This window comes from Massilia mucilaginosa (assembly GCF_011682145.1).
GTDB classification, from domain to species: Bacteria; Pseudomonadota; Gammaproteobacteria; order Burkholderiales; family Burkholderiaceae_D; genus Telluria_A; species Telluria_A mucilaginosa.
On record NZ_WHJH01000022.1, the window covers coordinates 62,558 to 88,247 of the forward strand.

Consider the following 25,690-nt stretch of genomic DNA (forward strand, 5'->3'; position numbering starts at 1 on the left):
GGTTCTGCGTGGGTCATTTTCTTTCCGTTGTGTTCCAGACCGTTCGGCGTAATCTGTTTGTATTCACGTTCATTGTGCTCGTTCTGGTTTCCGCAAAATGGATTCGCGGCGAGTGGATGCAGGTTCAAGGCATTGTCAAGGAAGTTCCGGCGCTGCGTGCAGTACAAGGTGATCTGAGCGACCATCAGGCCACAGTCGCACAGCGCATTGCGCGTCAGGTGGAGCAATTGTCCGGGGCGACGGTGCAGCAGCTCGATGAGCAAATCCGGGTCCTCGACAACGAGATCCGCCTTCAGCAGCGCGAGCGCGATAAGGTATCGCTGCCGTCCGACGCGTTCAAGGGCGCGGATCGGATCGTCGACCATGTCAGGCAGCAGGCCATGCGTGCAGCCGAGATCGAACTGCGGCGCCAGGCGCGGGATCATCTGATGGCCTTGCGTGCGCGTCTTGTTGCCCTGGGTAACCGGCAGGCTGCGCTGGACACACTCAAGCAACTCCAGCTCGCGCACGTGAGAATTTACGCGCTCTACCAGAGCAGGCAAAAGGAGCTGGTCCATCAACAGGCTCTGGGAGGACTGCTGGTCAACGTTCCCTTCACCGCCCCCTATGAGCGCGTGCAGCAATTGGAGCGGGAGGTCAACGATCTGCGCGCCGCGAACCGGAAAGCGTACAAGGACTTTCGTGCCCAGCAGGCGCTGCTTGATGGGCTGTCGCTTCCCGCTCCGATTGCCGCATTTCGGGTCGATGAGCAGCGCCTCGTCGCGCTTGCCGCACCGCTGCGCGAGCGGCTGCGCCGGGCCGAGGGCCTGTCGGAACAGAATCACGTTTGGCAAGCTTACCTGGTGGTGCGTCCGGTGCTGCCAGCGGCGCTCGGCGTGCTGATCGGATGGTGGCTTGTGCCCGCCGCCATCCGGACATTCTTCTATTTCGTGCTGGCGCCGCTGGCCGCACGCAGGCCGGCGATTGTGATCGGTAAAACGCAGGGCAGTGCACCCGCGTCACCTTCGGCAAACGCGCAGCGGGCACGCCAGAGCTCAGTCATTTCCGCAGTGTCGCAGAACGTGAACCTGGCGCCTGGCGATGAGATGCTCGTCCGTCCCGACTATTGCCAGAGTCAGCCCGCAGGTGTCCACGTCACGACGAAGCTGCTGTTTAGCTGGCGCCACTGGCTGACCAGCGTCGCCGCGCACTTGTGGATGTTGAAGCGGCTTCGCACGATGCAGCCTGCGGATGTGGTGGTGTCGTCCACCGTCGATGCACTCGATGACGTCGCCCTGCTCGAGATTGCTGAGGGAGAGGCGATCGTGCTGCAGCCGCGCGGGCTGGTCGGGATGATCTGCAAGTCCGGGCAGCGCCCGGTCATTCGCAGTCACTGGCGCCTGGGCACCTTGCATGCATGGCTGACGCTCCAGTTGCGTTACCTCGCTTTTGAAGGGCCGGTCACGCTCATCGTCAAGGGCTGCCGAGGCGTGCGGCTGGAAAGCACCTTGAGTGGCCGCACCATCAGCCAGGATGCGACCCTGGGTTTTAGCGTCAATGCCATGTACTCCACCGTCCGCGCCGACCCGTTTGTTCCTTATCTGAGAGGCAGGCAGTCGCTTTTTCACGATCAATTCAGTGGACCGGATGCCTACTTCCTGTACGAAGAGGTGCCGCGCAATATGCATCCGGGCGGGCAGAAGCGGAATCCCTTGGAAGTCGTGCTCGATGCCGGACTGAAGGCGTTCGGGATCTAGGTTTTTCTTGTAAGGGGGATTGGGTAGAAGCTTGAGCTGTTGAGGCAGATGGTCGCGCAGGCCGACTACGGATGCCGGAAACGACAACGCCAACCTGCATGGGTTGGCGTTGTCGTTTGATACCGTTCTTGGTGGCCCGGGGCGGAATCGAACCACCGGCACAAGGATTTTCAATCCTCTGATCCTGCCCCCGCCACGACCGCCTTGGCGGCATACATCCTCTCATCCGCGTGGGACATGAGGGCCTGCCGATTGTCGCCATGCTCAGGATAATGCGCAATGCCGATGCTGACGGAAACCTGCAGTTGGATGCCTTCGCCAAGGTCGACCGGCGCCGCCAGCGCCAGATGGATTTTATCCACGACCAGCCCCGCATTCGAGGGCAGGGCGCTATTTTCCAGCAGGACGACGAATTCATCACCGCCCAGGCGCGCCAGCGTATCGGCGTTGCGCAGGCAGAAGGCGATGCGGCGCGCGACCTGCCGCAGCAACAGGTCGCCACATGCGTGGCCGTAGCTGTCGTTGACCAGTTTGAACCGGTTCAGGTCGATGAACAGCAAGGACAAGCCCTCCTGCTGACGTCGAGCGCGGGCGAGGGCGGTGTCGAGCCGGTCGTAGAGCAGGCGCCGGTTCGGCAGGCGGGTGAGCTCGTCGTACATAGCCATGAAATGCATTTGCGCATGCAAGCGCTTGCGCTGGATGGCGGCGGCGAGCTGGTCCGCCACGAACAGCAGCAGGTCGCGGTCGTGAGCCATGTAGCTGGCGCCCTCGGTTCCCGTGCACAGTACGATAACGCCGACGATACCCTCGGGAGTCTTCAGTGGCACCGCAAGTGCGCCGCCTGTCATGCTGTTCGCCACTGCCTGCAACTGTGCCGGCAGTGCTTCACTGCTCCCGGACTTCAGCAGCAGCGGCGCTGCGCGTCGAACCGCTTCCTCGCACAGCACGCGCGTCAAGGACGCATTGGACGGCATGCCGCCGTCGACGTAATAGGCAAAGTGCAAGTGCTGGCCGGCCGTGTCGAGCAGGGCCACGCCAAAACCGGAGGCGGGCAGCAGGTCGCCGATGATCGCGTGGCTGCGCTGAAACAGGTCCACCAAGTCGTCGCTTGCCTGCGCCGCCTCGGAAATGGCGTAGAGCACCGCCTGCAGCGCCTGGGCCTGCTTCAGGAGCGTTACATCGCGCGCAACCGCCACGCGCAACTGATCAGGCTCGGACCAGCGCGCCGACCACATGATATGGGCGATGCTCCCGTCCTTACGCAGGTAACGGTTTTCGAAATGGATATGGGATTCGCCGTTCATGATGTTGCGCGCCGCAGCCAGCGTGCGCTCACGGTCGGCCGGCGCGACAAGATCGATCATGAGCTTGCCGATCATTTCCTGTTGGGTATAGCCGAAGATGCGTTCGCAGGCGGCGCTGACAAACACGAAACGTCCACCGGCGTCGACCATGCAGACAGCGTCAAGCAGCAAGTCAGTGAGGTTGGCCACGGGGGCGGCGACGATATTTTCCATGTTCCATTTTAACGGACATTTGACGGGAGCAAGGAATCGGAGCCATCGCGGTAAACGTGGACACGTCGACAACCCGCCGCGACCCTGGCATGGCGAAATACGTCAACTTCGCTGCCCTGGCGGCCGAGTGCGGAGCGCGCTGCCATCCTCGGGATACTTAACTCTGGACATGTAGGACAGGGGGAAATCACGGCCACGGTGCCCCGGCAGCGGAAAACTCCGTGGTATGACTCTCCCGTGATGGGCTTCGTCTTCGACTACAAAGAAATCGAAATTATCTGCTGTCCGGACGAAGAGCGTGATTCTTTGGAATGACGATGAGCGCGACTACATATGCGGCGGATGTTACGGAGAATTTCAGCGGAAGTGTGCAGAAGTGGACTGATGATGCAGCAATGACGACTGCATTGCCTGCTCGATCGGACCTATCACCGTTGATGAGCGGTCGTGACTGCGGGATGAGCCGACATAGACCTGACACGAGGACGACAAGTTCCACAAACAAAAACGCCAACCAGCGATGGTTGGCGTTGCGTGAGCGATGTTCTTGGTGGCCCGGGGCGGAATCGAACCACCGACACAAGGATTTTCAATCCTCTGCTCTACCGACTGAGCTACCAGGCCAAGGGTCGCTATCATAGCAGCCCCCGGCCGGTCTGGCTAGTGGGCAGTGCCAGTATTGCATTCACGCCCGCACCGCATCCCCACTTTTGCCGCTTATTTCGGCATCACGACCGTATCGATCACGTGAATCACGCCGTTATCGGCCGCGATATCGGTCTTGACCACATGCGCCTTGTCGAGCATGACCTTGCCGCCCGCCGCCGTCACAGTCAGGTTGCTGCCTTGAACCGACTTGACCGCGCCCGGCTTCACATCCGCCGCCATCACTTTGCCTGGCACCACGTGGTAAGTGAGCACCTTGGTCAGCGCGGCTTTGTCTTTAAGCAGGGCATCGAGCTTGGCTTTCGGGATTTTTGCGAAGGCTTCATCGGTTGGCGCGAACACAGTGAACGGACCCGGGCCTTTCAAGGTGTCGACCAGGCCCGCAGCCTGCACCGCCGCGACCAGCGTATTGAAGGTGCCGGCCGACTTGGCGGTATCGACGATATCGGCTGCATTCGCAGCGCCAAATGCCAGGGAGAATGCTGTTGCGATGAGTACTTTTTTCATTGCGATTTCCTTTAGATAGATTGACCGCCGCACGATGCGAAGGGTTAAGAGGGACTCTGCTGCACCGATATTGAACCGGTATGCAGCCAATTTATCGTTTCTGCCCATGCAAGTCTATTGTGTGCGCTTGCGCGGCTAAGATATAGCGGTTCAAATGCGGTTCGCATCGAGGCAGGCGATTTACTGCGAGGCGAGCGGTTGGCAGAGTCCATCACGCAGCCGGGCGCCAAAAAGAGGAGAGCGGAAAGTGGCGAGCGGAAATGCAAAAAGCCACCCGAAGGTGGCGTTTCTGAATTCTTGGTGGCCCGGGGCGGAATCGAACCACCGACACAAGGATTTTCAATCCTCTGCTCTACCGACTGAGCTACCAGGCCAAGAGGCATGATTATAGACAGCCGATTCGCACTTTGCAAGGCCGACTGGCAACTTTATCGATAAATCGTTCGGCTGCCGCAAAAAACTGTCTGCTTGCCAGCCGCTATAATGCTCTGTATGACTAGTCCAAATTCTTCTTCCGCGCGTCATCAGAGCGCGGTGTGCATCGTTGGCAACGGCGCCATCGCCAAGACGACCGCGCTCGGGTTCGCCCAGGCCGGTCACAGCGTCACCGTGCTGGTCCCGCCATCGGCCCCTTCCAACCTTGCCGCCACCGGCGGCGAGCAGCCCTGGGATGTGCGCGTCTACGCGCTCAACCACACCGCGCACGGCTTGCTGTCCCAGCTCAAGGTGTGGGGCGCGCTCGATATGGAGCGGGTGGCCGCGGTCGATGTCATGGCCGTCAACGGCGATGGCGCCAAACCGGGCGATCTGGCCTTCGATGCTTTTGGCGCCCATGTCGGCGCGCTGGCCTGGATTGTCGAAGACCGCAACCTGAACCAGGCGCTCGACGCCGCGCTGCGCTTCGCGCCCAATGTCACCATCGTCCAGGGCCGCGCGGTGGGCCTGGCCAGCGACCCTGACGGCGCCACCGTGCGCCTCGACGACGGCGGCACGATCGCCAGTGCGCTGGTGGTCGGCGCCGACGGCGCCCAGTCGTGGGTGCGCGGCCAGTGCGATATCGGAGTCGACTACCGCTCCTACCACCAGCGCGCCGTGGTGGCCAACTTCGCCTGCGAAAAACCGCACCATGGCGTGGCGCACCAGTGGTTCACCGGCGAAGAAGGCATCGTGGCGCTGCTGCCGCTGCCCGGAAAACGCGTTTCGCTGGTCTGGTCCGCGCCCGATGCGCTGGCCGACACCATCATGAACGAAAGCCTGGGCGAACTGGCCGTGCGCCTCGCGGTGCTGGCCGGCGACAAGCTGGGCGAACTCAAACCGCTGCAGCCGGAGGCGGTCAAGGACCTGCCGCTGGCGCTGATTCGCCCGCATGCCATCGTCGCGCCGCGCGTGGCGCTGGTGGGCGACGCCGCCCACGTGGTCCATCCGCTGGCCGGCCACGGCATGAACCTCGGCTTTGCCGATGTCGCCGCCCTGCTCAAGACCATCGCCGCGCGCGAACCGCAGCGCGCCATCGGCGACGAGCGCGTGCTGGCACGCTACGCCCGCGCGCGCAAGGAAGACATCCTGCTGATGCAGGTCGCCACGGACGGCCTGGCGCGCCTGTTCGGTACCAACCTGGAACCGGTGCGCATCGCGCGTAACCTGGGACTGAATTTGCTGGACAAGTTGCCACTGCTGAAGCGTCGACTGATGTCGCACGCCATGGGCAAGTAGGCTGTTAAAGGAATCGGAGAAGCTATGACTAAAAGTAAACTCGCGCTGTTCGTGTTGGCCGGATTGTCCGCCACTGTCGCCAGCGCCGCCCCCGCACCCGCCCCGGCCAAAGCGGGCCTGGAAGAGACGATCAGGAAGCGCATCGAGCCTCGCCTGGGCAAGGACTTGAAGATCGAATCGATCAAAAAGACGCCTTACAGCGGCCTGTATGAGGTACGCGCCAATGGCGACATCATCTACACCGACGAAGCAGGCGAGTACCTGATCTTCGGCCAGGTGGTGGACGTCAAGACGCAGCGCAACCTGACCAAGGAGCGCGTCGACGAGATCAACATGATCAAGTTCAGCGACCTGCCGTTCCAGCATGCGCTCAAGCTGGTCAAGGGCGACGGCAAGCGCACCATCGCCATCTTCGAAGACCCGAACTGCGGCTACTGCAAGCGCTTCCGCCAGACCACGCTCAAGGAAATCGACAACGTGACGGTGTACACCTTCATGTACAACATCCTGTCCGAGGATTCGTCGGCCAAGTCCAAGAACATCTGGTGCGCGCCCGACCGCAACAAGGCCTGGGATGACTGGATGCTCGATAACAAAGCAGCGCCGGCCGCCGCCGCCAACTGCGCCAACCCGAACGACAAGGTGTTCGAACTCGGTCGCAAACTGCGCATCGAGGGGACGCCGGCGATCTTCTTTGTCGACGGCAGCCGCATTCCTGGCGCGATCGATACCAAGGGACTGGAAGCCAAATTCGCCAGCCTGAACAAAACAGCCAAGCCTGCCGCGGCGGCTGCGCCAGCGCCGGTCGCGGCAAAAAAATAGCACCGTATAAAAATAGCAGTCCGAAGCGCAGTACCAAAACAAGGGAGTAGTACATGGTCACTTTGAATATCAACGGCCGCGACATGCAGGTCGACGCCGATCCGGCCACGCCCATCCTGTGGGCGTTGCGCGATAACCTGAACATGACGGGCACTAAATTCGGCTGCGGCGCGGCCCTGTGCGGCGCCTGTACGGTGCACCTGAACGGCGACGCGATCCGCTCGTGCATCACGCCCATTTCGGCCGCCGCCGGCCAGAAGATCACCACCATCGAAGCGATGGAGGGCGACGCGGTCGGCAAGGCGGTGCAGGATGCGTGGGTACGCCACGACGTGCCGCAATGCGGCTACTGTCAGAGCGGCCAGGTGATGAGCGCCACGGCCCTGCTGCGCACCAACAAGAAACCGACCGATGACGACATCGACGGCGCCATGAGCGGCAATATCTGCCGCTGCGGCACCTATCAACGAATCCGCGCAGCCATCAAGGACGCGGCGACTACATTAGCCTGAGGAGAGTCGCATGCGTACCGAATGGATCAACCAGGCGGCGTTGACACGCCCGCCTGAAGGCGGCATGTCGCGCCGCAGTTTCATGAAAGCCGGCGCCGTCGCCACCAGTGGCCTGGTGCTGGGCTTCTTCATGCCCGGTGCGAACAAGTTCGCGCGCGCGGCCGATGCCGCCGCCAAGCCGGTGTACGCGCCCAACGCGTTCCTGCGCATCGCGCCGGATAACAGCGTCACGGTCATGGTCAACCGGCTCGAATTCGGCCAGGGCGTGCACACCGCGCTGCCGATGCTGATCGCCGAGGAACTCGACGCCGACTGGTCGCAGATGCGCGGCGAACTGGCGCCGGCCGGCGATGTTTTCAAGGACCCGGCGTTCGGCATGCAGATCACCGGCGGCTCGGGCACCATCGCCCACTCGTTCATGCAGTACCGCGAAATCGGCGCCAAGGCGCGCGCGATGCTGGTGGCCGCCGCCGCCGAGCAGTGGAAGGCGCAAGCGTCGCAGCTGACTACCGCCAGCGGCTTCGTGCTGCACCCGGACGGACGCAAAGCCAGCTACGGTTCGCTGGCCGACGCCGCCATGAAGCAGCCGATGCCGGCCACCGTGGTGCTCAAGGACGCCAAGGATTTCCGCTTCATCGGCAAACCGGTCAAGCGCCTCGACGCGCTGGCCAAGTCGAACGGCAAGCAGCAGTTCGGCATCGACTTCACCCTGCCCGACGCCAAAGTGGCGGTGGTGGCGCACCCGCCGGTGTTCGGCGCCAAGGTCGCCAGGCTGGACGCGACCAGGGCGCGCGCGATCAAGGGCGTGATCGACGTGTTTGAAATCGCAACCGACCGTGGTGGGCGTGGCGTGGCGGTGATCGCGGACGGCTACTGGCCGGCCAAGCAGGGCCGCGACGCGCTGGTGATCGAGTGGGATACCAGCGCGGTCGAGAAGGTGAGCTCGTCGAAGCAGATGGCGGAGTTCAAGGCGCTGGCCAAAAAAGCCGGCACCGTCGCCAAACAGGCCGACGTGAGCAAGCTGGCCGGCGCGCCGAAGAAGATTTCGGCCGTCTACGAATTTCCGTACCTGGCGCACGCGCCGATGGAGCCGCTCAACTGCGTGGTCGACCTCAAGGCCGACAGCTGCACCGTATGGGCCGGCACCCAGATGCAAACGGTCGACCATGCGGCAATCGCCGCCACGGCGGGCCTGAAAGCCGAGCAGGTCACGCTCAACACCATGATGGCGGGCGGCGGTTTTGGCCGCCGCGCGGTGCCGTCGTCGGACTACCTGGTCGAAGCGGTCAACGTCGCCAAGGCCTGGAAGGCGGCCGGCAAAAGCGGTCCGGTCAAAGTGATCTGGAGCCGCGAAGACGACATCAAGGGCGGCTACTACCGTCCGTCGCACGTGCACCGCGCCGATATCGGCCTGGACGCCAAGGGCAATATCCTCGCGTGGGATCACGCCATCGTCGGCCAGTCGATCATCAGCGGCACGCCGTTCGAACCGTTCATGATCAAGAATGGCGTGGACCACACCATGGTCGAAGGCATGGGCGCACCGTACGAGGTGCCGCTCAAGCTCTCCGTGCACAACGTCAAGGCCAATGTGCCGGTACTGTGGTGGCGCTCCGTGGGCTCGACCCATACCGCCTTTGTGATGGAAACCCTGGTCGACGAAGCCGCGCACGTGGCCAAGATGGACCCGGTGGCCTACCGAAAAAAGCTGATCGGCGAGAAGCATGTGCGCCACTTGGCCGCGCTCGACCTGGCGGTCGAAAAATCCGGCTACGGCAAGCGCAAGCTGGCCAAGGGCCGCGCATGGGGCGTGGCGCTGCACGAGTCGTTCGGCTCGGTGGTCGCGTACGTGGTCGAAGCATCCGTGGTCAAGGGCGTACCCAAGCTGCATAAAGTCACCGCCGGCATCCACTGCAACCAGGTCGTCAATCCATTGACGATCGAAGCGCAGGTGCAGGGCGCGGTGCTGATGGCGCTCGGTACCACCTTGGCCGGCGCGGCCATCACGCTCAAGGATGGCGTGGTCGAACAGCAGAACTTCGGCGACTACACCGTGGCGCGCATGGCCGACATGCCGCAGGTCGACGTCCATACCGTGGTGTCGAACGACGCGCCGACCGGCATGGGCGAACCTGGCCTGCCGCCGCTGGCGCCGGCGTTTGCCAATGCGCTGTTCACGCTGACGGGGAAGCGGCTGCGCAAGCTGCCGTTCGACCTGAAGGCCGCCTGATTGCGCGCACGGCCATGACCCCTGTCGGCATTTTGCTGGCCGCCGGCAGGGGGCGCCGATTCGATCCGACTGGTGCAGCGAGCAAGCTGCTCCAGCCTTTGCCTGGCGGCGAACTGCTTGTCGCCGCCAGCGCCCGCGTTTTACTCTCCTGCGTAGACAACGTGATCGCCGTCGTGCGGCCTGATGATGGCGGCGTGGGCGAGTGCCTGCGCGCGCTCGGCTGCATCGTCACCGTGTGCCACGATGCCGACAGCGGCATGGCCGCGTCGCTGGTACATGCGCTGCGCCATGCGCCGGACGCGCCATCGTGGCTGATCGCGCTGGGCGACATGCCGTATGTACGCGCCGGTACCATGCTGGCGTTGCGCGCCGCGCTGGAGCAGGGCGCGCCGATCGTGGTGCCGGTGCACGCCGGCCAGCGCGGCAACCCGGTGGGTTTTGGCCGCGCGCACCGCGAGGCGCTGCTGGCGCTGCGGGGCGACCAGGGCGCGCGCGCCATCCTCAAGGCGCAACCGGTGAGTGTTGTTTCGGTCGACGATCCGGGCGTTGTTTCGGACATCGATACCGTCGCGGACCTGTTAAAAACCAGTACACTCGCGTAAGGTGGACAGCTTGCGCTGGTCCATCTCCACGAACTACCCATTGAACATGAAAAAACCGACACCCAAGAAGCCGGCTGCTATTGAGTACGCCATTGTTCCTAAAGACCTGGGCGGGCACCTGTTCGACGTTACCGTCACCGTGGCCGCACCGTCGCCCGAGGGCCAGGTGTTTGCCCTGCCCGCGTGGATCCCGGGCAGCTACATGATCCGCGAATTTTCGCGCAATATCGTCCAGATCCGCGCCGAATCGAACGGCAAACCGGTCGCGCTGACAAAGCTCGACAAGCATTCCTGGCAGGCCGCCCCGGTGGCCGGCGCCTTGAGCGTGCAGTATGAAGTGTATGCCTGGGACCTGTCGGTGCGCGCCGCGCACCTGGACCAGACCCACGGCTTCTTCAACGGCACCAGCGTCTACCTGCGCGTGCTGGGGCAAGAGCAAACGCCGCACGAAGTCGACATCCAGCATCCGCTTGACGCCGCCGCCAAAACCTGGCGCGTGGCCACCTCGCTGCCGGAACTGGGCGCCAAGCGCTACGGCTTCGGCACCTACGTCGCCGCCGACTACGATGAACTGATCGACCATCCGGTCGAAATGGGCGACTTCGCGCTGGCCACCTTCAAGGCGCACGGCATCGCGCACGACATCGTGGTGTCGGGCCGCGTGCCCAACCTCGACATGGCGCGCCTGCAAGCCGACCTGAAAGCCATCTGCGAAACCCAGATCGCCTTTTTCGAGCCGCGCACCCGCCGCGCGCCGATGGACCGCTATGTCTTCCTCACGCTGGCCGTGGGCGACGGCTACGGCGGGCTGGAACACCGCGCCTCGACCGCGCTCATTTGCGCGCGCGCCGACCTGCCCAGCACCGCCGCGCCCAAGGTGGCCGACATCGGCGAGGGCTACCTCAAATTCCTCGGCCTGTGCAGCCACGAGTATTTTCATACCTGGAACGTCAAGCGCATCAAGCCGGCCGCGTTTGCGCCCTACGATCTGCAGAACGAAACATACACCCCGCTGCTTTGGCTGTTCGAAGGCTTTACCAGCTACTACGATGACCTGATGCTGGTCCGCAGCGGCATCATCGGCGAAGCGGCCTACCTCAAGCTGCTCGGCAAAGCCGTCAGTGGCGTCTTGCGCGGCAGCGGGCGCACCAAGCAAAGCGTGGCCGATTCGAGCTTCGACGCCTGGGGCAAATACTACCGCCAGGACGAGAATGCGCCGAACGCCATCGTCAGCTACTACGGCAAGGGTTCGCTGATCGCGCTCGCCTTCGACCTGACCATCCGCGCCAAGACCGAGGGCAAGAAGTCGCTCGACGATGTGATGCTGGCGCTGTGGCAGCGCTACGGCCGCGATTTCTATCCGAGCGTGGGCCGCGGCGTGACCGAGGCCGAAGTCGAAGCGCTGTTCGACGAAATCAGCGGACTGAAACTCAAACCGCTGTTCGACAAATACGTGCGCGGCACGGCCGACCTGCCGCTGGCCCGCTTGTATGGGCCGTTCGGGGTCAAGATCGAGGACGCGCGCAAGAACGCCAAGCCGGCCTTCGACGTGGGCATCGGGCGCGATGGCGGCGACTGCAAGCTGACGCAGGTGCACGAAGGTGGCGCTGCCCACAGGGCCGGCCTGTCGGCGGGCGATATTCTGGTGGCGGTGGAGGGTTTGCGCGTGGCGGGCAATCCGTCGAATCTGGATGCGCTGCTGTCGCGCTACAAGGTGGGCGACACGGTCGCCGTGCACGCCTTCCGGCGCGACGAGCTGATGACGTTTAGCGTGCAGTTGCAGGGCGACCGGGTGCCGGACGTGAAACTGACCCTGGTCGACGAGCGCAAGAAAAGCGCGGGCCCGGCACGGCCAAGCGCGCTGCGTTGAGAATAGCACCCGCTGCTGGCGCGGCGGGTGACGGGCGGGAGGGACCGGTCAGCTGAACAGGCGCTGCAACTCCACGCCAGGTTCTTGGGCGCGCATGAAGGCTTCGCCGACCAGGAAGGCATGCACATTGGCGTCGCGCATGCGTTTGACGTCGCTTGGGCCCATGATGCCCGATTCGGTCACCACCAGCTTGTCGGCCGGGATGCGCGGCAGCAGGTCGATGGTCGTTTGCAGCGAGGTCTCAAAAGTGCGCAGGTTGCGGTTGTTGATGCCGACCAGTTTCGTATCGAGCTTGAGCGCGGCGGTCAGTTCGTCGCCGTCGTGCACTTCGACCAGCACGTCCATGCCCAGTTCGTGCGCGCAGGCTTCCAGTTCGGCCATCAGGCCGTGGTCGAGGGCCGACACAATCAGCAGGATCGCATCGGCGCCCATCGCGCGCGCTTCGTAGACCTGGTACATATCGATCATGAAGTCCTTGCGGATCACCGGGATCTCGCAGGCGGCGCGCGCCTGTTTCAGGTATTCGACCTGGCCCTGGAAGAATTGCACGTCGGTCAGCACCGACAGGCACGCGGCGCCGTGGCGCGCATAGCTCTCGGCGATGTTCGCCGGACGAAAGTCGGCGCGCAATACGCCCTTCGAGGGGGAGGCCTTTTTGACTTCGGCGATCACGCCCGCGTGGCCGGCGGCGATGTGCTTGCGCAGGCTCGCTTCGAAGCCGCGCAGGCCGCTGCGCAAGGTGGCGTCGGTTTCAACTTCGCGGCGCAGGCTGGCCAGGTCGCGGTGTTTTTTGGCGGCGGCGACTTCGTCAGCCTTGACCGCCAGGATTTTATTGAGGATATCGGACATGATGAGGTCTTAGTTTGGTTTGGAGAGCGCGAGCTTGATGCCGAGCCAGATGAACAGGCCACCGGTCACGCGGTTAAGCCACAGCGACACGCTCGGGTTGACCTTGATGCGGGCACTTGCCTGCGCCGTGAACAGCGCCAGCGAGGTACACCATAGCATGCCGTTCAGGTTGAAGATGCAGCCGAGGATGACAAAAGCCAGCGCCTTGCTGGAGGCGTCGGGCGAGATAAACTGCGGCACGAAGGCGAGGAAAAACACCGCCACCTTGGGGTTCAGCACATTCGTCAGGAAGCCCTGGGCGAAGATTTTCGCGTAGGGCAGCGCTGGCACGTCGACAGGGGCAGCCGGGTCGCGCCGTTTGCTGCGCAGCAGGCCGATCGCCATGTAGATGATGTAGGCCGCGCCGATGTACTTGACGACCATGAAGGCGGTCGCCGAGGTGGAGAGGATGGCGGACAGGCCGAGTGCCGCGGCCAGTACGTGGATCATGGTACCGGCGCCGATGCCCAGTGTGGGGGCCACGCCGGCGCGCCAGCCCTGGGTGGCGCTGCGCGTCATGATCAAGAGCGAGTCGGGGCCGGGCATGATGTTGAGCAGCAGGCCGGAAAGGATGAACAGGGGGAGGTCGTGGATGCCGAACATGGGGAAGATGTCCTTATTGTAGGAGCCGTCGTTCCCGCGGGGGCGCCGAGCCCTGCGCGGGAAAGACGGCTATACGGTGCAGGGCTTGCGGATCAAACTGCAAGCTGCTGCGTCACCTGGACGAACTGGTCGACCTTGGCCCGCGCGGCGCCCGATTCGATCGCCTCGCGTGCCTTTTTCAGGCCATCTTCAATCGACGTCGCCACACCGGCCGCATACAAGGCCGTACCCGCATTCAGGGCCACGATATCGTAGGCCGCGCCCGGCTCGCCGTTGAGCGCTTCCATCATCTTGATCTTCGACTCTTCCGCGTTCGCCACCTTGAGGTTGCGGCTGGCGATCATCGGCAGGCCGAAGTCTTCCGGATGAATCTCGTACTCGCGAATTTCGCCGTTCACCAGTTCACCGACCATGGTGGCCGCGCCGAGCGAGACTTCATCCATATTGTCGCGCCCATACACCACCACAGCATGCTGCGCACCGAGGCGCTGCAGCACGCGCACCTGGATGCCCACCAGATCCTGGTGGAACACGCCCATCAGGATATTCGGCGCGCCGGCCGGATTGGTCAGCGGTCCCAGGATGTTGAAAATGGTGCGCACGCCCAGCTCGCGCCGCACCGGTGCCGCGTGCTTCATGGCGGCGTGGTGGTTCGGTGCGAACATGAAGCCGATGCCGGTCTGCGCGATCGACTGCGCGATCTGCTCGGGCGAGAGGTTGATGTTCGCGCCCAGCGACTCGATCACGTCGGCGCTGCCGGACGACGACGACACGCTGCGACCGCCGTGCTTGGCCACGCGCGCGCCGGCGGCGGCGGCTACGAACATCGCCGTGGTCGAAATATTGAAGGTGTGGGCGCCGTCGCCACCGGTGCCGACGATGTCGAGCAGGTGGGTGGTGTCGGCCATCGGCACCTTGGTCGAAAATTCGCGCATCACTTGCGCGGCGGCGGCGATTTCGCCGATGGTTTCCTTCTTCACGCGCAGGCCGAGCGTGAGCGCGGCGATCATGGTCGGCGACATTTCGCCCGACATGATCTGGCGGAACAGGTGCAGCATCTCGTCGTGGAAAATTTCGCGGTGTTCGATGCAGCGCAGCAGTGCTTCTTGTGGGGTGATCGGCATGACAGCTCCTTGATCCGGGCAGGCGTTAGCGTTCGAGAAAATTCTTCAGCAGGGCATGGCCATGCTCGGACAGGATCGATTCAGGGTGGAACTGCACACCCTCGATATCGAATTGCCTGTGCCGCACGCCCATGATCTCGCCGTCGTCGGTCCATGCCGTCACCTCCAGGCAGGCCGGGAGCGACGCGCGCTCGATCGCCAGCGAATGGTAGCGGATGACCGTAAACGGACTCGGAAGATTCTTGAACACGCCCACGCCGGTGTGCGCGATCACTGAAGTTTTGCCATGCATGACCTGCTTGGCGCGAATGACCTTGCCGCCGAACGCGGCGCCGATGGCCTGGTGGCCGAGGCACACGCCGAGAATCGGCAGCTTGCCCTTGAACTGCTCCAGGATGGAGATCGAGATCCCGGCTTCGGCCGGGGTCTTGGGACCGGGCGAGATGCAGATGCGGTCCGGGCGCATCGCGCTGATCTCGTCGATCGTGATTTCGTCGTTGCGGAAGGTAGCAACGTCCTCGCCCAACTCACCGAAATACTGCACCAGGTTGTAGGTGAACGAGTCGTAGTTATCAATCATCAGCAGCATCTCAGATCTCCCCATCCAGGCCGTCTTGCACTTGCTCGGCAGCGCGCAGGACCGCGCGCGCCTTGTTTTCGGTTTCCTGCCATTCCATCTCGGGGACCGAATCGGCCACGATGCCGGCGGCGGCCTGCACGTACAGCATGCCGTCCTTGATCACACCGGTGCGGATCGCGATCGCCACATCCATTTCGCCGCCGAACGACAGGTAGCCGCAGGCGCCGCCATAGATGCCGCGCTTGGTCGGTTCGAGTTCGTCGATCACTTCCATGGCGCGCACTTTCGGCGCGCCGGTCAGGGTACCGGCCGGGAAGGTCGCGCGCAGCACGTCCAGGTTGGACATGCCGTCCTTGAGCGTGCCTTCGACGTTCGAGACGATGTGCTGCACATGCGAGTATTTTTCGACGACCATGCGCTCGGTGACCTTGACGCTGCCGATCTCGGAGATGCGGCCCAGGTCATTGCGCGCCAGGTCGATCAGCATGACGTGTTCGGCGATCTCTTTCGGGTCGGCCAGCAGCTCTTTCGACAGTTCGGCGTCGCGTTCCGGCGTGGCGCCGCGTGGACGGGTGCCGGCGATCGGGCGCAGGGTGACTTTCTTGGTGCCGTCGGACGCGGTCTCGTTGCGCACCAGGATCTCGGGCGAGGCGCCGACGATCTGCATGTCGCCGAAGTTATAGAAGTACATGTACGGCGACGGATTCAGGGAGCGCAGGGCGCGGTACAGGGTCAGCGGATTGTCGACGTAGGGCTTGCGGATGCGCTGGCCGATCTGCACCTGCATCAGGTCGCCGGCCATCACGTATTCGTGGGCGCGGGCGACCGCCTTGAGGTAATCCTCTTTGCTGAAGTCGCGCACCGCTTCGGTACGCACCGAGCTCGATGTGACCGGGGCGTCGACGCCACGGCGCAGCATCATGCGCAGGTCTTTCAGGCGCTGGCGCGCTTTGGAATAGGCTTCCGGCTGCGCGGTGTCGGCGTACACGATCAGATACAGCTTGCCGGACAGGTTGTCGATGACCGCCAGTTCCTCGGTCACCATCAGCTGGATGTCGGGCAGGCCCAGATCGTCCCTGGGCTGCGTGTCGGCCAGCTTGCGTTCGATGTGGCGCACCGTGTCGTAGCCGAAGTAGCCGGCCAGGCCGCCACAAAAGCGCGGCAGGCCAGGGCGCAGCGCCACCTTGAAGCGCGCCTGGTACTGTTCGATGAAGTCGAGCGGATTGCCGTCGTGGGTTTCGATCACGCTGCCGTTCTTGACGATCTCGGTGCGCGTGCCAAAAGCGCGCAGCACCGTGGTGGCGGGCAGGCCGATGAAGGAATAGCGGCCAAAACGCTCGCCGCCGACCACCGATTCGAGCAGGAAGGTGTTTTTTCCGGCGTTCTGGGTCTGGGCCAGCTTGAGGTAGAGCGTCAGGGGCGTTTCGAGATCGGCGAAGGCTTCCGAGATCAGTGGAATGCGGTTGAAGCCGTCGGTGGCCAACGATTTGAATTCGAGTTCGGTCATGCTTTTCTCCATGCCGCCATGGCGTGTTCGCGGGCGGTGGGTTTCAAAAAACCTGCCGGCGCAAAAATGCGGCCGACAGCAGTCAATACGGGGTCACTTAGCCCAGGATTGCCAGCGTCGCCAAAGCCAGGCCTCAATCGAGCCGGTTTGGGTGACATTGTGTTTTTTGATGAAAAACATATGTGGTGGAGGTTTTAGTGTGCGTCGTTGTTGTGTGAACGAATCAGCATTGAAGCTTCTACAAGTGAGGTAACTATACCATCGGAATCGGTTTCGTGTATAGCCCGCCCGTGGTTGTAACCATACGGTACCGTCAACACAAAGCAGCCGGCCGCGCGCGCCGCTTCGGCGTCGTTGGACGAGTCGCCGATGGCCACCACTTGCGACGGCGCCAGGTCGAAGTCGGCGCAGACCTGCAGCAGCGGCATCGGGTCGGGTTTTTTGCGTGGCAGCGAGTCGCCCCCGTAGACCACCTCGAAATACGGCGCCAGGCCCTTTTGCGCCAGCAGCGGGGTGGCAAAGGCGATCGGCTTGTTGGTCACGCAGGCCAGGCGCAGGCCGTCGGCTTGCATCGCCTCCAGGCCGTCGATCACGCCCTCATACAGCGCGCTATGGTCGCCGTTGATGGCCAGGTAGTGACCTTGGTAGAAGGCCATGGCGTCATCGAAGCGCTGTTCGACGCCGGCGGCGTCGTTTTCCAGCGCGAGCACGCCGCGAATCAGGTTTTCGGAACCTTTGCCGATCATCAGCGCGATTGCCTCCCGCGTGATCGGCGCATAGCCGAATTGCCCGCGCATGGCGTTGATGGCGACGTGGAAGTCGGGCAGGGTATCGAGCATGGTGCCATCGAGATCGATGATGACGGCGCGGATCGGGGCGTGGATCGACTGGATAAAATTGGTCATCTGGAGCGGAGGTGGTCGGGATTGGCCCATTTTATCGGACCTGAACGCAACGAGGGCCGTGGATTTCCTGCCCTTGCAGATGCCGGGCAATTGCGGCGACGATTCGGGCGCATCCGATTCGGCCGCAACGAGCGTGTTGCGCCATTCGTCAGACCATCGGAGCGGTGCCTGCAAGCGGGGCGTACCTACGCATGTTGACGTTGAAGCAATGCAACAGTAGAATGGAATGATAACTATTCTCATTCTTGATCGTGCTTAGTTTCTTCGTTCTCCTGGTGTCGATGCAATGCTTGCACCAGCGGCTTGCCGCTGGTGCGCGCTGGCGCCTGTTCGCCGGTGGAACGGGCCTGGCGGGCGTGGCGGTCGCCGCCGCCTGCAGCGTGCTGGCGCACGGCGTTGAACGGGGCGCCGCGGCCTGGCTCGTCAGCCTGCTGGCCGCCGGCCTGTTGACGCCATTCCTGGCAGCCGGACTGCGCTCGCAGTGGCGGACGGCGCAATCCGCGCGTGTGCGGCTTGCCAATTGGTCGGGGCGGCCAGTCCCGGCGCCGCCCAAGTGACAGGACGCTTGCTGGTCTCGTTGCTGGGCGGGCTGGTACTTGCGTGCGGCATCGGCCTGGCATGGGCGCTGCATTTTCCGTCCACGCGCACCAACAATATCTTCTTCGGCGGCATACTGATTCCGCTTGCCTGGATCGCGGCCATGCTGTGGCTCTGGTTCAGTAGCTGGAAGCAGCTGTGGCGGCGCCTGCTCGCCAGCGCCTTGATCCTGTACGCGGCCATCGTCGTCGCTTATCGCTTTGGATGATCACCCGCAAGCGACCAGCCCCAAAGCCTGGTATCTCCTGCATTCCTGGGCCGGGATTATCCTCGCGCTGATGGTGTATGTCGTCTGCGCATCTGGTTCGGTGGCCTTGTTCGTGCACGAGCTTCAGCTGTGGCAGTACCCGGAACTGCAGCGCATCGGCGCGCCTCCCAACGGCGAGCCGAATGTCGAGGCAGCATTGGCGCAGGCTGCCCGGCGCGGTCTGGCCGGGGACAGCGCCAGCTTTCAATTGCCGCATCATACGAATGGGCTCATTTTGCGGCTGACGGACGATTCGGACCGGATGGCGATCTTCGATCCCGTCTCGGGCGCACTCGTCGCGATCAAGCCCCAGGGCTTTGGCCACATGCTGCGGCGCTTGCATTCCGATCTGCTGCTGCCTTTCCCGATCGGTGCCTATGTGACCGGTTTGCTGGGGATCGCGCTGCTGTTCCTGGTACTGACCGGAGTGATGACCCACCGCCGCTTGTTTCGCGAGGTGTTTACCTTGCGCACGGGACGCGGCTGGCGCCTGAGCTGGTCGGACACGCATAAAGTGGCCGGAACCTGGGGCATGGTGTTCCTGGGGATGATGGGTTTTACCGGCAGTATCCTGGGGCTGGCGGGTTTGCTGTTGCTGCAGACTGCGCTCGTCGTCCATCGCGGCGACGCCGGCAAGGCGTATGCCGAGTTGACGGGCAGCGCCGGCGAACCGGGCACGCTCAGGGCGGCGCCCGGCCGCTCCGGCCCCGTGCTCGCGCCCGACATTGCAGGCGAGCCGTTCGTGCCGCGCTTCATCACATTTTCCCGGCGCGGCGATGCGAAGGCCACGGTGACGGTTGACGGCGAGCGTCCCGATTACCTGAGCGCTACCGACCGCAAGATATTCGACGCGCAAGGCCAGCTGGTCGCGCTGCCGCGCGGCGTGCACCAGGGCGCCGGATGGCGGACCTACTCCGCCATGCTGCCGCTGCATTTTGGCGATTTCGGCGGGGCCGGACTCAAGTTCGTGTATCTGATACTCGGGCTGGCCGCCTGCATGCTGCCGGTGTCCGGCATCGTGCTATGGCTGGACCGGCAGCGGCGCGCCGGCACGCTGGCGCGTTCGCACCGGCTGATGCAGGGGCTGTGCGCAGGGGTGACGCTCGGCTTTCCGATCGCGTTCGCCAGCCTGTTCCTGGCCGATCGGCTGGCACCCGGCGCGATGGCGGTGCAGGGCGCGCCGGCCGTCATGTTCATCGCAACATGGGCCGTGTGCGCGGCCTGGGCGCTCTGGCGCGGCGCGCAGCCGGGCGCCGTACGCGGCCTGCTTGGCCTGGCCGGCGTGCTGTTCGTGCTCGTGGCGCCGCTCAATGCGCTCACGACGCGGGACACGCTGCTCTTTGCGCTCCCCGGTCCCTTCGATACCAGCCACATGGTCGACGGCGTCATGCTGGCGCTGGGTGCGGGCTTGCTGTTCGCAAGCCGCCGGCTCAAGGCGGCGGAACGGGGCTGACGACGCACATGACATCGCTGGCGATGATGTATCCGCGCCGCCTGGCGCGTGCGGCGCGGCGCCAGCCGCACGACAAAAACAGACCACAAAAACAAACCGGAGTAAACGTATGAAGCTGTTCCACATTGAAAAGAACAAGATGGCCATCGCGGTCGCGGCGGCCCTGTGGCTGATGGCGGCGGGAAGCGCGGCCGCTGCCGATCCGGAACCCTCGGTCGAGACGGTGATCGTCAAGGGCAGCAAAATCGACCGTCCGCTCGATGACACGCTCGCCAGCGTGGCGGTGGTGACCGCGCGCGATATCCGTGAGCATGCGGATACCTCGCTGAGCGACATCATCGGGCGGCTGCCGGGCCTTCATACCCAGTCCGGCAATGAAACCTGGGGCATTCGCGGCGTACCGGTGGCGGGCTTCGACGAGCAGGGCCCGGCCACCAGCAACGGTGCCGTTTCCGTGTATGTGGATGACGCCTTGCAGCCGCATCGCATGCTGACCCTGAGCCCGATGCCGCTGTGGGATGTGGAGCAGGTCGAGATTTTCCGCGGCTCGCAATCGACCATGCAAGGGCGCAATGCGCTGGCCGGCGCCATCGTGTTCCAGACCAGGAACCCGACCTATGCGCCATCGCTGTCGGCCCGGCTTAACGGCGGCAACGATGGCCAGCGCGGCGCCTCGGTGGCCGGCGGCGGCGCGCTTGTCGAGGGCAAGGTGGCGGCGCGCTTCGCGGCCGATGTGCAGCGTGGCGATGGCTACATTCGCAATGCGACCCTGGGCACGGACGCCAACCCGCAGCGTAGCACCAGCCTGCGCGGCAAGATCCTGGTGGAGCCGGTCGACGGACTCGATGTGCTGTTCACCCTGGCGCACACGCGCAACCGGCGCGGCATTCAGGCCGTGAACGCAGGTCCGCAGTACTACACGGTGAGCTATAACACCGGGGAATTCGACCAGATGGACCAGGACACGGCGACCTTGCGCGCCGACTATGCAATCACGCCGGCCATGACCTTGACCAGCATCACCTCATCGTCGCGCGGCACCTACGATGCGCTGCTCGACTTCGACCAGCGCGCCGACCGCACCCAGTCCGTCATGCGCGTCCACAAGAACCGGCTGTTCAATCAGGAAGTGCGCGTCGCCTACAAGGTTCCCGGCCTGCAGGCGCAGGCTGGGGTCTACTACGGCACCGTCAGGAACGAGCTGGACGACCGGCTCGATTACAGCGGCGTTATCGTCGGCAGTGTGACGGGAACGACCCGCATCGCCAGCCGCAGCGTGTTCGGTGAAGCGACCCTGGACCTGACGCCGCAATGGCAGCTGGTCGGCGGCCTGCGCTACGAGCGTGAGCGCAACAACACGCAGCTCGAAGACGAACTGGCGAGCGATCCTTCGGTCAGGCAGGTCAAGACCTTCAGCGCCTTGTTGCCGAAAGTGGGACTGCACTACCGCCTGGCGCCGGAGCAGCTGTTCGGCGCTTTCGTGCAGCGCGGCTACCGCAGCGGCGGCGTCAACGTGCGGGTCGGCACCAATCACCAGCCATACGATCCCGAGTACACGAATACCTTCGAAGTTTCGCACCGCGCGGCCTGGCTGGACAAGAAGCTGCGCACCACGGCCAACGTCTACTACACCGACTGGAAAGATCAGCAAGTGGCGCGGCTCGATGCCGACGAACAGCTACAAGTGGGCAACGCAGGACATAGCCGGATGCGAGGGCTGGAACTTGGCGCCGAGTTTGCCATGATCCGCGCGCTTCAGATCCAGGCCGGCGCATCGTACAGCGATACCCGCTACCTTGATTTCGTCTCCAACGGCGAGAACCTGAGCGGCCGCGCATTCATCGGCGCGCCGCGCCGCAAGCTGAGCGTCGGGCTGGTGTATCGCGCCAATGACCGGCTCACGGCCAGCGCCGACGCGATCTACCAGGATGGCAGCGCATCGGCCTACCTGACCGATACCAGCGGCAAAGTGAGCCAGGTTCGCCGCAGCGACGACGCCACCCTGATCAATGCCAACCTCGCCTACCGGATCGGCAAGGCGACCGTCACCGCCTATGTGAAAAACCTGGCGGATCGCCAGTACATCGCTAACAACCAGTCGGGCAGGGTGCTCGATGTGTCCGCCCCGCGCAGCGTGGGCCTGGCGGTGCGTTACGACATGTAGGAATGACGCCGGCCGCTTGAGCGTTGAACTGCATCTGTCGCTGGAGTGCCTTTTGACGACCGGCATGATGGCGAACATCGAAGCGCGGCTGCTTTTGCCTCATGATTTTCTGGTTCGACCTGTGACTCGGCCGGCTTGCTGCTACTTCCCCTGCGTATCCAGGTTCAAGGGTAGTCGCAGCGAGTCGGGAACAGGCTCGCCAAATCCCAGCGATTGACGCCGATGGGTTTTCATGAAGCCGATCAGTTCTACCGCCGCCCTGGCCGCGTCCGCGTACGTCATGCAGAATTGGCTCCTGAAGGCGCTCACCAGCGCGACTCGTTCGCTGCTTTGAGCAAGCGAAAACATGTCGGGAGACCGGACGACGCAGCCCAGCACGACAGGATATCCCGCGTCTGAAAACTGCGCGCGCTCGATGGAGACGATCATGGATGGATCGACCCCGAGCTTCACCAGCACGTCGACTGCGTTGCTGCGTACCCGCCAATGCACGGCATGGCGTCGCTGTAGCAGCAAATTGACAGGAAATAGCTGCGCCATTGCCCGCTGAATTGCTTCGAGGCCGGACAAGTCGACGATCACGTCAACGTGATCGGGCAGAGCGCGCACGCGCGTTTCAATCTCGTTCGCGTCAACCCGATGCGCCGAAGGTGCAAGGCGAAGGCGCAGGGGCACTTCGTCGTACAGCGTGAGCGGCGGCTGCAATTGGAAGTAGCTGCGGATGCTTTCAAGCTGTTCCTCGGCGACGCCGCTGCAGCGCTCCGGGGGAAAGCAGTTGAATACAGCGCTGATCATGGCGTGCGGCAGGCTTGCCCGCTCAGGGCTCCACAGCGAAAAGTGTTGCGGCAGCGCGCCGGACGGTGCAAACGTACCGCCAAAGCTGATGCCGTCGCATCCCTCCTGGCTCCAGTTGTCATCCCATCCCGCCAGCATGGCCGAGCAACTGGCATGGATGGCCGCCATGCCGCCCGCGTCGACCGGCAGCGTGCAAACCAGGCCTGGCAGAAATCCGGTGGGATCGGCTTCGAAGGTCGCCATGCCGGTCACATCGCCCTCGACCCGAATCGCGCCGCCGCGCTCGAACGACGGCGCAAATCCGAGGCGAAGGTCGAAGTACGGCATGGCGCCGGTCTTACTTGCCGACCTTGGCCAGCTCCACGCGCATGGCGTCGATCACGGCCTTGTAATCCGGCTGGCCGAAAATCGCCGACCCGGCCACGAAGGTATCGGCGCCGGCAGCGGCAGCGGCGGCGATATTGTCGATCTTGATGCCGCCGTCGACTTCGAGCAAAATATCGCGGCCGGAGTCGTCGATCATGCGGCGCGCCAGCGCGATTTTCTTCAGCGCTTCGGGAATGAAGGATTGACCGCCGAAGCCCGGATTGACCGACATGATCAGGATCATGTCGATCTTGTCCATCACATGGTCGAGGAAGTGCAGCGGCGTGCCCGGATTGAACACCAGGCCGGCCTTGCAGCCGTTATCGCGGATCAGCTGGAGCGAGCGGTCGATATGTTCGGACGCTTCCGGGTGAAAGGTGATGATGTTGGCGCCAGCCTTGGCGAAGTCCGGAATCAGGCGGTCGACCGGCTTGACCATCAGGTGCACGTCGATCGGCACCTGCACGTGCGGGCGGATCGCCTGGCACACCAGCGGGCCGATGGTCAGGTTGGGAACATAATGGTTGTCCATCACGTCGAAGTGAATGATGTCGGCGCCCGAGGCGACGACATTGCGGACTTCTTCGCCCAAACGGGCGAAATCGGCGGACAAAATGCTGGGAGCGATGCGGAAAGTGGTCATGGCGGCGGCTGGCAAAGTGCTTGCGGTTAATGAAGATGCGCTATTTTACGCTCTCCCACGGCGCGCCCCTGCCGCAAGCCGCATTTTGCGGCGCAAGGTATGATGCTTCGCCGGGCCGTTCACGCCGGCGCCTGAAAATTCACCCGGGCAACTTTTACAGTCTTAATCAAGGAAATCCAGATGGCCGCTTACGAATTTACTGTCACTGTCAGGACCCAGTACCTGCCGGAGCAGTCCGATCCGAGCCGAAGCAATTACGTGTTCACCTATGCGATCACGATCAGGAATACCGGCACCGTCGGCGCGCAGCTGATCTCGCGGCACTGGGTCATCGCCGACGCCAGCAACCACATTGACGAAGTGCGCGGCCTGGGCGTGGTCGGCCACCAGCCGCTGTTGCAGCCGGGCGAACAGTTCGAATACACCAGCGGCACCCAGCTGGCCACCCCGCAAGGCTCGATGACAGGCGAATACTTCTGCGTGGCCGAAGACGGCCATCAGTTCGAGACCAAGATTCCCGAATTCGTCCTGTCGCTGCCGCGCACGCTGCACTGAACTGAGCGGCTGATCAGCGTTTAGTCTCGTCGGGGAGTTCTTCTTTTTTCTCCGGCGCGTTCAGCTGCTGTTCGTTATTGGTCGGCTTCGGTCCCGAATACATCGTCCACCACACGATAAACACCAGCAGGAAAAACGCCACGCCTGCTTCAAGCATTAACACCCACATATCGACTCCCATGTCTTCAACACGCAGCAGTCTACTCGTTTCGGCCGGCGCCGTCGCGCCGGGCCAGAAACTGGCGCCGTTGATGACGCCCGGATTGGCTACAATCGCACATTACCCCACGCTTTCTTAAAGAGGATCCCATGAACTATGCAGACCTGCTGATCGAGACCCACGGCAAAGTGGCCGTGATTCGCCTGAACCGTCCCAAAGCGCTCAACGCCCTGAACGACAACATGATGGATGAACTGGGCGATGCGCTCTACAAGTTCGACGCCGACAGCAATATCGGCTGCATCATCCTGACCGGCAGCGAAAAAGCCTTTGCGGCCGGCGCCGACATCGCGGCGATGGTCGACTACGACTACGGCGACACCTACGGCGGCAACTACATCGGCCGCAACTGGGAACACATCCTCAACGTGCGCAAACCGGTCATCGGCGTGGTGCAGGGCTTCTGCCTCGGCGGCGGCTGCGAGCTGGCCATGATGTGCGACTTCCTGATCGCGGCGGACACCGCCAAATTCGGCCAGCCCGAAATCAAGGTCGGCGTCACGCCCGGCGCCGGCGGCACCCAGCGTCTGCCGCGCACCATCGGCAAGGCCAAGGCGATGGACATGCTGCTGACCGCGCGCATGATCGACGCGGCCGAAGCCGAGCGCACCGGGCTGGTCTCGCGCGTGGTGGCGGCTGACAAGGTCATGGAAGAAGCGCTGGCCGCCGCCACCACGATCGCATCAATGTCGCTGTCGGTGGCGATGGCGATCAAGGACAGCGTTAACCGCGCGTTCGAGACCACGCTGACCGAAGGCGTGCGCTACGAGCGCCGCTACTTCCACGCGGCGTTCGGCACGCCGGCGCAGAAGGAAGGCATGCAGGCGTTCCTGGCCAAGCGTCCGGCCAACTTCGACGGTCTGTAAGG

Annotated in this window: 24 protein-coding genes and 3 tRNA genes; 13 read left to right on the forward strand and 14 right to left on the reverse strand. The window is 63.6% G+C overall.

The annotated features are described in order from the left end of the window. Positions 1–8 precede the first annotated feature (8 nt). Complete coding sequence (locus tag F2P45_RS18235; protein WP_166878108.1) at positions 9–1,736, forward strand: hypothetical protein; 1,728 nt, start codon at positions 9–11, stop codon at positions 1,734–1,736. Between the two features lie 129 nt (positions 1,737–1,865). Here F2P45_RS18235 and F2P45_RS18240 read toward each other — a convergent pair. From F2P45_RS18240 to F2P45_RS18260, 5 genes are all read right to left on the reverse strand, one after another. Beyond that, positions 1,866–1,931 (reverse strand) — tRNA-Ser (locus tag F2P45_RS18240). After that, positions 1,907–3,253, reverse strand: a complete 1,347-nt coding sequence (locus tag F2P45_RS18245) for a sensor domain-containing protein (RefSeq protein ID WP_166878123.1) — start codon at positions 3,251–3,253, stop codon at positions 1,907–1,909. The genes F2P45_RS18240 and F2P45_RS18245 overlap by 25 nt, the downstream gene beginning before the upstream one ends. A 548-nt stretch (positions 3,254–3,801) precedes the next feature. Next, positions 3,802–3,877, reverse strand: a tRNA-Phe gene (locus F2P45_RS18250). Between the two features lie 93 nt (positions 3,878–3,970). Continuing rightward, positions 3,971–4,426, reverse strand: a complete 456-nt coding sequence (locus F2P45_RS18255) for a fasciclin domain-containing protein (RefSeq protein WP_166878126.1) — start codon at positions 4,424–4,426, stop codon at positions 3,971–3,973. 298 nt (positions 4,427–4,724) lie between these two features. Further along, positions 4,725–4,800, reverse strand: a tRNA-Phe gene (locus tag F2P45_RS18260). Between the two features lie 118 nt (positions 4,801–4,918). Here F2P45_RS18260 and F2P45_RS18265 point away from each other — a divergent pair. Genes F2P45_RS18265 through F2P45_RS18290 form a run of 6 tightly spaced genes read left to right on the forward strand, consistent with a single transcriptional unit; the run spans position 4,919 to position 12,175 of the window. After that, positions 4,919–6,139: an FAD-dependent monooxygenase gene (locus F2P45_RS18265; protein WP_166878129.1), complete on the forward strand. Its 1,221-nt coding sequence runs from the start codon at positions 4,919–4,921 to the stop codon at positions 6,137–6,139. 24 nt (positions 6,140–6,163) lie between these two features. Next, positions 6,164–6,961, forward strand: a complete 798-nt coding sequence (locus F2P45_RS18270; RefSeq protein ID WP_166878132.1) for a DsbC family protein — start codon at positions 6,164–6,166, stop codon at positions 6,959–6,961. 53 nt (positions 6,962–7,014) lie between these two features. After that, on the forward strand, positions 7,015–7,473 hold the full coding sequence (locus tag F2P45_RS18275; protein WP_166878135.1) for a (2Fe-2S)-binding protein: 459 nt from the start codon (positions 7,015–7,017) through the stop codon (positions 7,471–7,473). Between the two features lie 10 nt (positions 7,474–7,483). Continuing rightward, a complete protein-coding gene (locus F2P45_RS18280) occupies positions 7,484–9,703 on the forward strand; it encodes a xanthine dehydrogenase family protein molybdopterin-binding subunit (RefSeq protein ID WP_166878138.1) in 2,220 nt (739 codons plus the stop codon). Between the two features lie 14 nt (positions 9,704–9,717). Next, positions 9,718–10,305: a nucleotidyltransferase family protein gene (locus F2P45_RS18285; RefSeq protein ID WP_166878141.1), complete on the forward strand. Its 588-nt coding sequence runs from the start codon at positions 9,718–9,720 to the stop codon at positions 10,303–10,305. A 46-nt stretch (positions 10,306–10,351) separates the two neighbouring features. Continuing rightward, complete coding sequence (locus F2P45_RS18290) at positions 10,352–12,175, forward strand: M61 family metallopeptidase (RefSeq protein ID WP_166878143.1); 1,824 nt, start codon at positions 10,352–10,354, stop codon at positions 12,173–12,175. A 48-nt stretch (positions 12,176–12,223) separates the two neighbouring features. Here F2P45_RS18290 and trpC read toward each other — a convergent pair whose 3' ends face one another. The 6 genes from trpC to F2P45_RS18320 form a co-directional block, all read right to left on the reverse strand. Beyond that, entirely contained in the window at positions 12,224–13,024 is an 801-nt protein-coding gene (trpC, locus tag F2P45_RS18295; RefSeq protein WP_166878146.1) for an indole-3-glycerol phosphate synthase TrpC, read from the reverse strand. A gap of 9 nt (positions 13,025–13,033) precedes the next feature. Continuing rightward, positions 13,034–13,666 (reverse strand): LysE family translocator, encoded by a 633-nt coding sequence (locus F2P45_RS18300; RefSeq protein WP_166878149.1) that lies wholly within the window; start codon positions 13,664–13,666, stop codon positions 13,034–13,036. Positions 13,667–13,758: 92 nt separating this feature from the next. Beyond that, positions 13,759–14,790, reverse strand: a complete 1,032-nt coding sequence (trpD, locus tag F2P45_RS18305) for an anthranilate phosphoribosyltransferase (RefSeq protein WP_166878152.1) — start codon at positions 14,788–14,790, stop codon at positions 13,759–13,761. A gap of 25 nt (positions 14,791–14,815) precedes the next feature. Beyond that, on the reverse strand, positions 14,816–15,379 hold the full coding sequence (locus tag F2P45_RS18310; RefSeq protein WP_166878154.1) for an anthranilate synthase component II: 564 nt from the start codon (positions 15,377–15,379) through the stop codon (positions 14,816–14,818). 1 nt (position 15,380) lies between these two features. Continuing rightward, positions 15,381–16,877, reverse strand: a complete 1,497-nt coding sequence (trpE, locus tag F2P45_RS18315; protein ID WP_166878157.1) for an anthranilate synthase component I — start codon at positions 16,875–16,877, stop codon at positions 15,381–15,383. A 194-nt stretch (positions 16,878–17,071) separates the two neighbouring features. Beyond that, entirely contained in the window at positions 17,072–17,782 is a 711-nt protein-coding gene (locus tag F2P45_RS18320) for a phosphoglycolate phosphatase (RefSeq protein WP_166878160.1), read from the reverse strand. A gap of 281 nt (positions 17,783–18,063) precedes the next feature. On the opposite strand from F2P45_RS18320, the gene F2P45_RS18325 reads away from it, so the two are divergent. The 4 genes from F2P45_RS18325 (at position 18,064) to F2P45_RS18340 (ending at position 22,243) form a co-directional block, all read left to right on the forward strand. Further along, positions 18,064–18,339 carry a hypothetical protein gene (locus tag F2P45_RS18325; RefSeq protein WP_223164777.1) on the forward strand — a complete coding sequence of 92 codons (276 nt, stop codon included), beginning with the start codon at positions 18,064–18,066 and terminating at the stop codon, positions 18,337–18,339. Beyond that, a complete protein-coding gene (locus F2P45_RS18330; protein WP_166878165.1) occupies positions 18,336–18,587 on the forward strand; it encodes a hypothetical protein in 252 nt (83 codons plus the stop codon). The genes F2P45_RS18325 and F2P45_RS18330 overlap by 4 nt, the downstream gene beginning before the upstream one ends. Then, positions 18,580–20,079, forward strand: coding sequence for a PepSY-associated TM helix domain-containing protein (locus F2P45_RS18335; protein ID WP_166878167.1), 1,500 nt, complete (start codon positions 18,580–18,582; stop codon positions 20,077–20,079). Before F2P45_RS18330 ends, F2P45_RS18335 begins: the two co-directional genes overlap by 8 nt. 109 nt (positions 20,080–20,188) lie before the next feature. Then, positions 20,189–22,243: a TonB-dependent receptor gene (locus tag F2P45_RS18340; protein ID WP_166878170.1), complete on the forward strand. Its 2,055-nt coding sequence runs from the start codon at positions 20,189–20,191 to the stop codon at positions 22,241–22,243. Positions 22,244–22,384: 141 nt separating this feature from the next. Here the strand turns inward: F2P45_RS18340 and F2P45_RS18345 are convergent, their stop codons facing one another. Then, complete coding sequence (locus F2P45_RS18345; protein WP_166878173.1) at positions 22,385–23,365, reverse strand: BPTI domain-containing protein; 981 nt, start codon at positions 23,363–23,365, stop codon at positions 22,385–22,387. Between the two features lie 10 nt (positions 23,366–23,375). Continuing rightward, positions 23,376–24,047, reverse strand: coding sequence for a ribulose-phosphate 3-epimerase (rpe, locus tag F2P45_RS18350; RefSeq protein WP_166878176.1), 672 nt, complete (start codon positions 24,045–24,047; stop codon positions 23,376–23,378). A gap of 180 nt (positions 24,048–24,227) precedes the next feature. On the opposite strand from rpe, the gene apaG reads away from it, so the two are divergent. Continuing rightward, on the forward strand, positions 24,228–24,602 hold the full coding sequence (apaG, locus tag F2P45_RS18355) for a Co2+/Mg2+ efflux facilitator ApaG/CorD (protein WP_166878179.1): 375 nt from the start codon (positions 24,228–24,230) through the stop codon (positions 24,600–24,602). 13 nt (positions 24,603–24,615) lie between these two features. Here the strand turns inward: apaG and F2P45_RS18360 are convergent, their stop codons facing one another. Beyond that, positions 24,616–24,771 carry a hypothetical protein gene (locus F2P45_RS18360; RefSeq protein WP_166878181.1) on the reverse strand — a complete coding sequence of 52 codons (156 nt, stop codon included), beginning with the start codon at positions 24,769–24,771 and terminating at the stop codon, positions 24,616–24,618. Positions 24,772–24,911: 140 nt separating this feature from the next. Between F2P45_RS18360 and F2P45_RS18365 the strand changes: the two genes are divergently transcribed. After that, the gene (locus F2P45_RS18365) at positions 24,912–25,688 is read left to right on the forward strand and encodes an enoyl-CoA hydratase (protein ID WP_166878184.1); all 777 of its coding nucleotides are present in this window, start codon (positions 24,912–24,914) and stop codon (positions 25,686–25,688) included. The last annotated feature ends 2 nt before the right edge of the window (positions 25,689–25,690 follow it).